Origin of the sequence: uncultured Gemella sp., assembly GCF_963529685.1 — a bacterium.
GTDB lineage: Bacteria > Bacillota > Bacilli > Staphylococcales > Gemellaceae > Gemella.
This window is the reverse complement of the sequence record NZ_CAUSAI010000047.1, coordinates 1-12,184: the sequence shown is the minus strand read 5'-3', so window position 1 is coordinate 12,184 and position 12,184 is coordinate 1. Positions and strand designations below refer to the sequence as shown.

9 protein-coding genes and 1 riboswitch are annotated in these 12,184 nt (G+C 29.9%); of the genes, 7 read left to right on the top strand and 2 right to left on the bottom strand.

The window, feature by feature from the left end; genetic code table 11:
• Window positions 1–697 precede the first annotated feature (697 nt).
• Window positions 698–800: riboswitch (SAM riboswitch) on the top strand.
• Between the two features lie 116 nt (window positions 801–916).
• Window positions 917–2,095, top strand: a complete 1,179-nt coding sequence (gene metK / locus RWS90_RS06875) for a methionine adenosyltransferase (RefSeq protein ID WP_314549893.1) — start codon at window positions 917–919, stop codon at window positions 2,093–2,095.
• 298 nt (window positions 2,096–2,393) lie between these two features.
• On the top strand, window positions 2,394–2,942 hold the full coding sequence (locus tag RWS90_RS07870; RefSeq protein ID WP_399541599.1) for a TetR/AcrR family transcriptional regulator: 549 nt from the start codon (window positions 2,394–2,396) through the stop codon (window positions 2,940–2,942).
• Window positions 2,943–3,028: 86 nt separating this feature from the next.
• Here the strand turns inward: RWS90_RS07870 and RWS90_RS06865 are convergent, their stop codons facing one another.
• Window positions 3,029–3,388: a protozoan/cyanobacterial protein, globin family gene (locus tag RWS90_RS06865; RefSeq protein WP_314549890.1), complete on the bottom strand. Its 360-nt coding sequence runs from the start codon at window positions 3,386–3,388 to the stop codon at window positions 3,029–3,031.
• Window positions 3,389–3,647: 259 nt separating this feature from the next.
• Here RWS90_RS06865 and RWS90_RS06860 point away from each other — a divergent pair, with 259 nt between their 5' ends.
• Both RWS90_RS06860 and RWS90_RS06855 read left to right on the top strand, forming a co-directional pair.
• Window positions 3,648–4,652: a LacI family DNA-binding transcriptional regulator gene (locus tag RWS90_RS06860; RefSeq protein ID WP_314549887.1), complete on the top strand. Its 1,005-nt coding sequence runs from the start codon at window positions 3,648–3,650 to the stop codon at window positions 4,650–4,652.
• 2 nt (window positions 4,653–4,654) lie between these two features.
• Complete coding sequence (locus RWS90_RS06855; protein ID WP_314549886.1) at window positions 4,655–5,452, top strand: Cof-type HAD-IIB family hydrolase; 798 nt, start codon at window positions 4,655–4,657, stop codon at window positions 5,450–5,452.
• 151 nt (window positions 5,453–5,603) lie between these two features.
• On the opposite strand, the gene RWS90_RS06850 is transcribed toward RWS90_RS06855, so the two are convergent.
• On the bottom strand, window positions 5,604–7,127 hold the full coding sequence (locus RWS90_RS06850; protein WP_314549884.1) for a ClC family H(+)/Cl(-) exchange transporter: 1,524 nt from the start codon (window positions 7,125–7,127) through the stop codon (window positions 5,604–5,606).
• A 153-nt stretch (window positions 7,128–7,280) separates the two neighbouring features.
• Between RWS90_RS06850 and RWS90_RS06845 the strand changes: the two genes are divergently transcribed.
• The 3 genes from RWS90_RS06845 to polA all read left to right on the top strand — a co-directional run.
• Complete coding sequence (locus RWS90_RS06845; protein ID WP_314549883.1) at window positions 7,281–8,009, top strand: rhodanese-like domain-containing protein; 729 nt, start codon at window positions 7,281–7,283, stop codon at window positions 8,007–8,009.
• A gap of 234 nt (window positions 8,010–8,243) precedes the next feature.
• Window positions 8,244–9,446: a glycosyltransferase family 4 protein gene (locus tag RWS90_RS06840; RefSeq protein WP_314549882.1), complete on the top strand. Its 1,203-nt coding sequence runs from the start codon at window positions 8,244–8,246 to the stop codon at window positions 9,444–9,446.
• A gap of 172 nt (window positions 9,447–9,618) precedes the next feature.
• A partial coding sequence (polA, locus tag RWS90_RS06835; protein ID WP_314549880.1) for a DNA polymerase I occupies window positions 9,619–12,184 on the top strand: 2,566 nt, incomplete at its 3' end.

The following is a 12,184-nucleotide window of genomic DNA, read 5'->3' as shown; positions in this document are numbered from 1 at the left end:
CTAAAAAGTTTAAATTGGCAAATATAGAAATAACGGGGATATATAGCAAACTATCAATACACTGTCTTCCTATTGAAGAAGCAGAGAAGTTAAAGAAGAAAATTCTCCAAGAAAGAAGTAAATACAATATTGAATATTGATTTTATTATATCATTTCAAGAATTTTATTTGACAATTAGCTGATATTAGTTTAGAATATAGATATAAAGAGTAAGTAAAAACATAAAAGTAAAACACTAGCACCCGTTACAATGCTAGTGTTTTTATTATGATGAACATAATAAGGCTTATCGTTGCATATTAGAGTGCTTTTCATCAAGCCATTTACAAATATAATATGAAACTATATTTGTCGTAATGTTAAGCACTGTTTGAGTAAGTATTTCCATAAAAGTATTTTATCACCTCCTACTATCGCAGGATTTGATTTGTTATCAACGACAAGTTAATTATATCATAGAAGAAGGATAATGTAACAATAATATTAATATCTCTTCTGTGTGTTAAGAGTGAAAAAGAAAAAATTCAGATCGATAAGATGATTTCTATCAATCCCTATTGAAGAAGCGGAGAAGTTAAAGAAGAAAATTCTTAGTGAAAGAAGTAAATACAATATTGAATATTGATTTTATGCTTTATGTTTGACAAATGACAGAAAGTATATTAAAATCAAATATGCTGATAAAAGAAATATAAATACTTATCAAGAGTGAGTGAGGGATAAGGCCCGTTGAACTCCGGCAACCTAATCAATTGATTAAGGTGCTTTCCTTAGCAAAGTTTACTTTGAACGATGAGGTAATAAATTAAGACCTTGTCTATAAGATAAGGTCTTTTATTTTTATAATTAAAAAGATATTAAGGCTCTAGAGGAGATTTGTATTAATATCAGACAAAAATATTTTAGGAGAAAGAAATGAGCAAAACATATTTATTTACATCAGAATCAGTTACAGAAGGACACCCAGATAAAATTGCTGACCAAGTGTCAGATGCGATTTTAGATGCGATTTTAGAGCAAGATCCATACGGACGTGTAGCTTGTGAAACTTGTGTAAACACAGGATTAGCAGTATTAGTAGGAGAGGTTTCTACAACAGCAAATGTTGACTTCCAACAAATCGTACGTGATACAATTAATGAAATAGGATATAACGATCCTAATAAAGGATACTCAGGTGATCACATTTCAGTACTTGTTGGTTTAGATAAACAATCTCCAGACATTGCTCTTGGAGTTGATAATTCATTAGAAACAAAACAGCAAAAAGAAGAAAATGAAGTAGGTGCTGGAGACCAAGGTCTTATGTTCGGATTTGCAACTAACGAAACTCCAACATTTATGCCACTACCAATTTACCTAAGTCAAAAACTTTCAAAACAATTAGCAGAAGTTAGAAAAAATGGTACTCTTACATACTTAGGTCCAGATGGAAAAGTTCAAGTAACAATCGAATACGATGTGAACCACAAAGTTAATAGAATTGATACTATCGTAGTTTCTACACAACACGATGCAGATGTAAGTCAAGAACAAATCCACGCTGATATCAAAAAATACGTAATCGAGCCATGTTTAGATAAAGATTTACTAGATGAAAATACTAAGTATTTCATCAACCCAACAGGAAGATTCGTAATTGGTGGACCAGTTGGAGATGCTGGGCTTACAGGACGTAAAATTATCGTTGATACATATGGTGGATTCTCTCGTCACGGTGGTGGAGCATTCAGTGGTAAAGATGCAACTAAAGTAGATAGATCAGGAGCTTATATGGCTAGATATATCGCTAAAAACATCGTAGCTAGTGGTATCTGTGATAAAGCAGAGGTTCAGTTAGCTTATGCAATTGGAGTAGCACACCCAGTATCGATTTTTGTAGAAACATTCGGAACATCAAAAGTAGATGAAGGAGATATCGTTAAAACTATTAAAGAAGAATTCCGTTTAACACCAAATGGAATTATCGAAACGTTAGACTTAAGAAAACCAATCTTCAAGAAAACAGCAGCTTATGGTCATTTTGGACGTGAAGATGTAGAATTCACTTGGGAAAGAACAGACAAAGTAGAAGCGTTTAGAAAATTACTATAGGTTAGATTATAAATAAAATTAACATCCGATAATATGATTTTTATATTATTGAATTATAAGTTGTTACTAATTATAAATTTATAACTTTATTTTGCGTTATCATTATTATAACTTTAGGATTTGTATATGCAAATAAAAAATAGAATTTTTGTTATAGATTATTGATTTTCCTATTATAAAATTGTATAATAAAATTATAATAATAAGCAAGGGAGTGAATGACATGACGTTAAATAATAAAGTTAAAGAAAACATTATTTTAACAACTGTCCAAAACGTTTGAACTAAGGGCTATTCTCTGACAAGTGTTCAGGATATTATAAAAAAAGCTAGAGCCCCTAAGGGAAGCGTATATTATTATTTCCCAAAAGGAAAAGATGAAATTTATTTAGAAGCACTCGATAAAATCAATAGTAATGTTAAAAAAGAATTTAAATCGATTTCTCCTAAAATAGGGACTTTAGAGGAGTATTTAACAACTGTATTTGAACTTTTTATATCAAAAGGTAAAGCCTGTAAACGTAGTGGATTTTCACTTACATTGCTTGCGATGGAGACTGCCGAACTTTCTCCTATAATTGCAGAAAAATGTAGTGATATACTTGAAAATTGGCGTCTACTTCTTGCTGATGGATTATTCGACAGAAATTTACCAGAAGACGTATGTAATCCTGTCAGTGAGTGGTTATTCACTAGTATTCAAGGTGCATTAACTGCCAATAGAATTCATAAAGATGAAGCATTTCTTTTAAACATAAAAACTTCAATTAAATTTGTTGCTACCTCTTCTCCTGAAATGCTTAGAGAAATATTCTCTAGGTCAGATGAAGATGAAATAATTGCATAATAAGTACACGAGGAAAAGCCATGTTGATTCTGGAAGTTAGATATCGAAAATCCAACTTCCTAGGATTCTAGCATTTTCCTCGTGTTTTATATTGTATTAATCATCTGCATTGTTAATGAATTGATTTTTTGACTAAAAAATTTCTTTATCGCAGGATCTAAATCTAATCTACTTAAAGCTAATTCAAAGTCTTCTAACCAATACTTAGCTTCTTTTATTGAGATTGGTAACTTCATATGTTTTTTTCTCAAATCAGGTGTGGCGAATACAGAATGACCTGGTTCTCCTAAAAAGAGTCTAAAAAACCTTTTTTGTTCTATTTTTATTTTTTCAAATCCATCATTAAATAAAAGATTAATTCTATCATCATTAGGTATGATGTCATCATACATATACATAACTAATTGATCAATTTTTTCTTCTCCTATTTGCTCATATAGATTCATAGCTACCTCCATAATTTATACATATTTTTTTCACTTTTTGCACATATTTATATTAAACTATATAAATATGTTTTTTGCAATTAAAATACTTTGAATTTATATTGAAAAAGCAAGTTGAAATATCATCTGATTTTTAAATCAGTTTTCATATCTTCTTTTTGGTTCAAACTAGATAAAAGGAATAAAGTTCTTCCAATTTCTTCTTTATTTATTTTCTTCAATCGTATATAATTAAGATTGTAACTCAAGGAGGTAATCTATGAAGAAACTGACAATAGTAGATATAGCAAAAATGGCTGGAGTAGGAACTACTACTGTCTCTAGGTATTTTAATGGTGGAAATTTAAAAAAAGAAACATATGAACGAATTAAAGAAATAGTAGATAAGTACAATTATACGCCGAACACTTTTGCAAAAGCATTAAAAAGTACAGATAGTAAAATAATTGGAGTAATAGTTCCATGTTTACACTCGTACGTTAGTGGAAATACTTTAAAATATCTCGACAAAGAGTTGAAAAATAATAATTATGAAACATTAATTATGAATGCTAATTTTGATGAGAATAAGCAGTTAGAGTATATAAAAAAATTAGCGAGAATGAATGTGGATGGAATAATTTTACTACCGACTACAATGAGTAAAACATACGAAAGTACGATAAAATCTATAGATGTTCCTGTTGTAATGCTTGGTCAAGAAGGAGAATACACATATAGTGTTGAGTATAATGATTTTAATGCTGCTAGAGATATAACTAACTATGTATTGGCTCAAGGTCATAAGAGAATAGCTTATTTAGGTGTAAGTGAAGAAGACATTGCAGTAGGATATTATAGAAAATTAGGAGTTGTTAGGACATTAGAAAAGTATAATCTATCGCCTAAAAATGTATTAATTACGAATTTTGGTATGGAAGAGGGATACTCAGTAGTAAAAGAAAATATTGAAAAACTAAAAGAAGATAGTTGTTTAATCTGTGCTACGGATAACTTGGCTTATGGAGCGATAAAAGCACTAGAAGAAGCTGGATTAAGTGTTGGTGAGAATTATTCGGTTGCTGCATTTGGAGATTATACATCTTCAGCACTATTGAAATCTCCATTAACTACGATAAAATTTGATTTAGAAGATGCAGCAAAGCAGACGGTTAGTATGCTTCTTAGTGTAATTAGAAAAGAAGAGACAGATATAAAACTATTAATTGGTTATGATTTAAAAACGAGAAATAGTGTTATTAAATTATATGGAAATGGAGAATAATAATGACGAATATAAAAGCGATTTTTTTTGATATTGATGGAACGATAAGAAGTTTTAAAACTAAGACTATTCCAGAGAATACAGCAAATACTTTAAAGAAGTTAAAAGAAAAAGGAATTAAAATATTTATAGCGACAGGAAGAGCGCCATTTCATACTACATTTTTAAATGATTTATTAGATTTTAAATTTGATGGTTATGTAACGATAAATGGTCAGTATTGCTATTTAGAATCGGGCGAAGTTTTAAACGATAAGATATTATCTCAAGAAGATATAAAAAATGTTCTTCCTTATTTTAAAGAGAATAATATTGCATGTGATTTTGCTTTATTGGATGGAGCATTTATGAATCTTAAAAATTCGCGAGTTAAATGGCTTGAAGATGAATTAGGGGATCCTAATCGTTTTAAGGAAGATCCATTAGCGTATGATAAGGCTATTAGCGAAAAAATATATCAACTTAATGTCTTTGTATCAGAAGAGGAAGAGAAAGACTTTTTAGCATATATGCCTAATTCAAAAGCAGCTCGTTGGACTAACCATTTCACAGATGTTATTCCAAAAGATGGTGGGAAAAATACTGGGATTGATGCGGTTATCGCACACTTTGGTATTAAATTAGAGGAAACTATGGCATTTGGAGATGGTGGTAATGATATTGATATGCTTAAACACGCTGGAATTGGTGTAGCAATGGGAAATGCTGGAGAAAATGTAAAAGAAATTGCTGATTTCATTACTACAAGCGTAGATGATGATGGAATTACAAATGCTTTAAAATATTTTAATGTAATATAAAGATAAAAAGGGATTAACTAAAAAGTCCTAAATTTTAAAAAAGTTTATATGAAAACTGATAGATGTAGTAATCTATTGATATCTAATAAATTTTTAGGGAGTGACTTGCCAAAATCGAAATCATGATTTTTGAGTCACTCCCGTTTTTATCTTATTTACTAAATTTCCTTAAGAATAGATCGACACTTTCTTTCGGCATAATAACTGTAAGTTTATCATTAGCTTCTAAAACAGTTGTACCTTTTGGTACTATTTCACGACCTGAACGTTCTATTTGTGATATAAGAACCCCGTTTGTCCAATCTATATCTCTTATAGATTTTCCGACTAAGAAACTATCATTAGAAACTGTTGTTAAGATTTCTACTTCCATTTCTAATTCGTTATCTTCTAGTTTATTACTTGTTAATATTCGATCTAGCAAATATTCGTAAACTGGTTTTGTACCAAGAATATTTGCAGTCATGTATGAGAATAGACAACAAAGTGCTATAGGTAGGAAGTAATTTAGTTTTTGTGTCATTTCAAATAGTAGTATGATAGATGTAATAGGACTTCTTACAATTGCAGTTAAGTATCCAGACATTGATAATATTACGAATAAAGCAGTATATTTGGTATCAAAGAAGTTGCTAAATAATGTACCAAGAATTGCACCTTGGATTAATATAGGTAAGAATATACCTCCAGCAACACCTGATGTAAATGATACAAGAGAAAATAAAGTTTTTATAAAATATAAAGTTAATAAAAACATAAAGCTGAATTTATTCTCAATTAAAAATTCTACTAAACTATGACCACTTCCTAGTACTATTGGATAAAAAATAAATAGTACAAATGAAATAAGAAAAGCTACTTGTGGTCTGAATACTATATTAAGTTTTAGCACTTCGTAAATTTTAAAAAGTATTTTTATAGTAACATTGTAAAATGTCCCAAATAATCCTAATAGAATTCCTAGTAAAGCAACCCAAGGATAAATACTTACTTCGACATAAGGTATATCCGGAAATTTAAAGATAGCTGTAAGTCCGAAGATATATTGACCAACGATATTTGCTACCACAGCAGCACTAAAACAACAGATTACTATTTTTTTTGTAATTTGTTTATGGACTTCTTCTATAGAAAATAAAACTCCTGCAAGTGGAGCGCCAAATGCGATAGATAGACCAGCACTCGCGCCACATGTAATTAAGTATTTTTCTTTAATATTATTCTTTTTTAATATTCTAGATACGAGTTTTCCACTCATTGCCCCAAGTTGAATTGATGGACCTTCACGACCAAGTGACAGACCACCTAGACTCGCTGTTAAACCACCTATTATTTTATAAATAAGAACTCGTAATGGATTGGAATTAAGTCTACCGGTAATTTCTGCTGATACTTGGGGTATTCCACTACCACTAGCCATAGGTTCTCGTTTTAATAAGAAGCCTGAAAATAATGCGAGTATTATTAATATAAGTAAGAGTGATATTTTGTAAATAAAGCCGGTTTTGATAAAGTCTGCGGTGTGGTGAACGAGTTTTTCGCTGTAACCGATAAGAAGTCTATAACTTGCACCTACAATACCGGCAGCTAATCCTACTAAAATCCCATCGAAGAGTAATGAAGTTTCAAGTTTGAAATTTTTATTATCGATCTTACTAATTTTAGAAATTTTCATGTAGTTCTCCTTTCTTAAGAATATCTATAATATAATTTTACTCTTAATTATTAAAAAAAGCAAAATAATTTCCGTAATATCACAATACAATTTATTATTAAAAATACAAAATGTATGCTAAAATATAGTTATATGATGAAAGGAGTAAACTGAATGAATATATTCTTAATTATTGTAATAGCGTTATTAATTATTATTTTTGCATTATATATTTTTTGGCTTAAATTACTGAAAGGTAAACCAGGTAGAATTGCTGGAGCTGATGTGGAGAAAAAAACATTTGAAGAAGCATTAGTAGTGGATGTTCGTTGGCGAAAAGAGTATGCAAGAGGGCATGCGATAAATGCTGTAAACCTACCGATTAAGCTTTTTAAAAATGGTAGTGATGTGCTTGATGATTATAAAGATAAAGATATAATCTTATATTGTGTAGTTGATGTTACTTCGCGTAATACTGAAAAACTATTAAGAGAACGAGGGTTTACTAAACTTCACATAGGTGATGGTATAAAACAATATGACTATGGAAAAGCTATCTATAGTAATGCTTTATTATCAGAATTCAAATATCGAATTTCAGCAAGTGAGAATAAACAATTTTTAAATTTAGGTAGTGAAATTTTAAATGATGATGAAATTAGAGTCTCATCTGAAGAAATAGATAGTGTATTAGATAAGCTAGACAAATCATCGGAAATCTTTGTTTATAGCGATAAACCTGAACAAAGTAAAGCTGTATGTAAAAAACTTGGATTAGATGGATATACTATTATTAACTTAATAGAACCGTTTAACACAAAAGCTTACAGAAATGCATTCTATAACAAAAATGATTACATAGAAAGTCAAGATGAGAAAGAAGCTGCGACTTGTAGTGCTTGAGGATAGAATTAAAAAAACGATAGGTTATTGTTTATAATAAAATTCTGTGAATAAAGACTTTTAAGTTATAGCCTAGGTAGTCTAGGATAAGAGAATAAAAATTTGAAAAATCACTTGAAGTAAATGTCTTTGAGTGATTTTTTATATTTTTTAATTCAATACGTTTACTATAAAAAAAGTGGAATTTAGGTTATAATATAAGTGATGGAAAATATGAAATAGAGGATAATTATTATGAGAATTTTACATGTGTTAGCTCAATTACCGATTAAAACTGGGAGTGGTGTGTATTTTACTAATGTTATTGAAGGTTTAAAACAATTTGATGTTAAACAAGCAGCTGTTTATGCTACAACACCGGAGTATAATTTTAATTTTGTTGATGAAAAATATGAAGTTGAATTTCAAGGCAAGGATATAAGTTTTCCTATTGTTGGAATGAGTGATATTATGCCGTATGAAAATACTCTATATAAAAATATGACAGATGACATGATGGAAGAGTGGCAAAAAGCATTTCGTAAGAAGTTAGAAGTAGCCAGAAATGAGTTTAAACCTGATGTGATTATTACTCATCATTTATGGATTTTAAGTTCGATAGTGTGTGATGTTTTTGAAGATAAAAAGGTAATAGGTATTTGTCATAATACGGATATAAGGCAAGCTGAGAAGAACCGAACTATGAAAGATAAATATGTTAAAAATCTAGAGAAGTTGGATAAGATATTAGCTTTGAGTAGTGGTGTTATAGAAGGAATTTCAAATATTTATAATTATCCTAAGGAAAGAATTGTAAATATAGGTGCTGGGTATAATGAGAAGATTTTTTATCCTGTGAAAAAATATGAAAAACATGATAATGTTAAAATTTTATATGCAGGAAAGTTTGATGAGTCAAAAGGTTTCTATGAATTGATTAAGGCGTTCAGATTATTAGAAGAAAAAGACGATAATGTAGAATTAGAATTAATAGGGAATTTGAAAGAAGAGGATAGACCAAGAGTTGAGCAATTAGTTGGAGATTCTACAAAGATTAGAATTTATAATGCTGTAGATCAAGTTCATTTAGGTGAAATTATGAGACATAAAGATGTATTTATATTACCGTCTTACTTTGAGGGACTAGGATTAATCGCAGTAGAAGCATTAGGTAGTGGTTTAAGAGTGGTTGCTACTGAAATAGAAGGGCTTATTGAGTTCCTTGGAGATAAGATTAACAATTCAGAAATAATAGAATATATAGAAATGCCTACAATTTACGATACAGATAAAGCGGTAGAAGAAGAAAAACCTGCGTTCGTAAAAAGGATTGTAGGGGCTTTAGAATTAATGATAGAAAGAACAAGAGACAATCGTGAAATTCCTGCTGATTTACTAGAAGAGGTTGAACATCATTCTTGGAAGAAGAAAATAGAAATTATTTATGAATTGTTGTAAAATAAATAATTATAAAATAAATTAGATGCTTATTTGTTATAAAATAAACATAGTTTATAAGAATTTTACAATGTAAAATTAAATGTACTGAACGACTCAAAAATCATTTTTGAAATCGTGATTTTGAGTCGTTTTCTTTTGTGGTTTTCAAGATAAAAATTAGGAGATTTAAATGGATAAGATAATACTAATAGATGGAAATAGTTTGAGTTATCGTGCTTTTTATGCTATGCCAGCTTTAAAAAATAAAAAAGGTTTATATACAAACAGTGTATATGGTTTTACATTAATGTTAGAAAAAATATTAGCAGATACTAATCCGAAGTATGCGTTAGTTGCTTTTGATAAGGGGAAACAGACGTTTAGGCACCAAAGTTATGAGGCGTACAAAGGAACTAGAGATAAAACACCTAGTGAGTTAGTTGAACAATTTGGGTATGTTAGAGAACTTTTAGATTCTTATGGAATTAAGTATGAAGAACATTTTGAATATGAAGCGGATGATATTATTGGAAGCTATGCTAAGATTGCTGAAAAAGAAGGACTAGAAGTAATAATAGTAACTGGAGATAAAGACTTAACACAGCTAGCAAGTAAGAATATCACTATTTATTATACAAAACGTGGTGTAACGGATATAGATTATTATACGCCTGAGTTTATTGCTGAAAAATATGGTTTAACTCCTGAACAAATCGTTGACATGAAAGGTCTTATGGGAGATAAGAGCGATAATATTCCTGGTGTAGCAGGAGTGGGTGAAAAAACTGCTATAAAACTATTAACTGAATATAAAACTGTAGAGAATGTACTAGAAAATATAGATAATATTAGTGGTAAAAAACTTAAAGAACGTCTAACAGAAGGCCGAGAAGATGCTCTATTAAGTAAGAAACTAGCAACTATTTATACTGAAGTTCCAGTTGATAATAAGTTGGAAGATTTAACGTATAGTGAGAATATGGAACTTAAGAGAGAACTATTTGAGAAACTTGAGTTTGTTTCGTTTTTAAGAAGATTATCACAAGAAAGTTCTATTGAAGATGTAGAGGTAGCTAATGAAGAAACAGTTACTCCTAAAAAAGAAATTAATATTATTTCAGCAGATGAAAACACGAAAATTGATTTTACAGGAAGCTCGCTTCATGTTGAGTGCTATACTGAAGATTATCATAATTCAGATGTAGTAGGAATAGTAGTCTTTAAAGAAGGAGTTGCTTATATTTTTAGTGAAGAACAATTTTTCACTAATGAATTTGTAGTAGAATATCTTCAAAGTGAATTGGTTAAAACCGTATATGACTTTAAAAAGATTTTATTTATAGCGAAGAAAAATGGTGTTGATATTAACGGAGAAGTATTTGATGTTAAAATTGCATCTTATCTAATTGATGTGAATGCAAAAATTGAAATTGATAAAATTGTATTTAATTATCTTGGAAAAATAATAAGTAGCGATGAAGAAGTATATGGTAAGGGTGCAAAACGAACTTTACCTACTCAAGACGTGATAAATCCTTATATTTCAGAAGTAGCAGAGTGTATTTCACTAATGAAGCCGCTAATGGAAGAAAAACTTGCTGAAGAAAATATGACAGACCTTTATAAAAATATAGAGATTAAAGTTGCTAAAGTGTTGGCTAATATGGAATTTGAAGGAATACATGTTAGTAAAAAAGCTCTTGAGGAAATGAGTGTTGAGTTCGATGAAAGAATAAAAACTTTAGAATCTAGCATATATACTTTAGCTGGTTCTGAATTTAACATAGCATCACCTAAGCAACTTGGAGTTGTGTTATTTGAAGATCTAGGACTACCGCCTGTTAAGAAGACGAAAACTGGATATTCTACAGCTGTAGAGGTATTAGAACAACTTCAACATAGTCATGAGATTATTCCATTAATTATGGAGTATAGAACAATTACAAAATTAAACTCAACTTATGCAAAAGGATTAGTGAAAGATATTACTCGTGAAGGAAAAATTCATACACGTTATGAACAGACATTAGCTCAAACTGGGCGTTTATCTTCAGTAAATCCAAATCTTCAAAATATCCCAACGAGAATTGAAGAGGGGAAAAAAATTAGAAAAGCATTTGTTCCAGCTTCTGAAGATAGAGTGATTTTGTCAATCGACTATTCTCAAATAGAGCTTAGAGTACTAGCTCATATTGCACAAGATAAAGGTATGATAGATGCATTTAAACATGATGTAGATATCCATACTAAAACAGCTAGTGATGTTAATGGAGTTAGTCTTGATGAAGTAACTTCGTCAATGCGTCGAGAAGCTAAAGCAGTTAACTTTGGTATTGTTTATGGAATTTCTGATTTTGGGCTGTCTAACAACCTAGGCATTACTAGAAAACGTGCAAAAGAATTTATCGATAAATATTTAGAAACATTTAAAGGTGTTGATAAATATATGACAGATATTGTAGACTTTGCAAAAGAGCATGGTTATGTTGAAACTTTATTCAATAGAAGAAGAGCTTTGCCGGATATTAATGCTAAGAATAAAATTGTCGCAAACTTAAACGCACGTATTGCGATGAATTCGCCTATTCAAGGGACTGCTGCAGATATTATTAAGATAGCCATGGTTAATGTATTCGAGTACTTAGAAAAAACAAATGTTGATGCAAAATTATTATTACAAGTACACGATGAATTAATCTTCGATGTAAATAAAGATATAGAAGAAGAGTTTACAAAAGAAATGATTAAAATTATGG

Bases quoted from the DNA above. Each gene is read 5' to 3' on its own strand.
- metK (WP_314549893.1), top strand. From the start codon at position 917: ATGAGCAAAACATATTTATTTACATCAGAATCAGTTACAGAAGGACAC.
- RWS90_RS06865 (WP_314549890.1), bottom strand. From the start codon at position 3,388: ATGAATCTATATGAGCAAATAGGAGAAGAAAAAATTGATCAATTAGTT.
- RWS90_RS06860 (WP_314549887.1), top strand. From the start codon at position 3,648: ATGAAGAAACTGACAATAGTAGATATAGCAAAAATGGCTGGAGTAGGA.
- RWS90_RS06855 (WP_314549886.1), top strand. From the start codon at position 4,655: ATGACGAATATAAAAGCGATTTTTTTTGATATTGATGGAACGATAAGA.
- RWS90_RS06850 (WP_314549884.1), bottom strand. From the start codon at position 7,127: ATGAAAATTTCTAAAATTAGTAAGATCGATAATAAAAATTTCAAACTT.
- RWS90_RS06845 (WP_314549883.1), top strand. From the start codon at position 7,281: ATGAATATATTCTTAATTATTGTAATAGCGTTATTAATTATTATTTTT.
- RWS90_RS06840 (WP_314549882.1), top strand. From the start codon at position 8,244: ATGAGAATTTTACATGTGTTAGCTCAATTACCGATTAAAACTGGGAGT.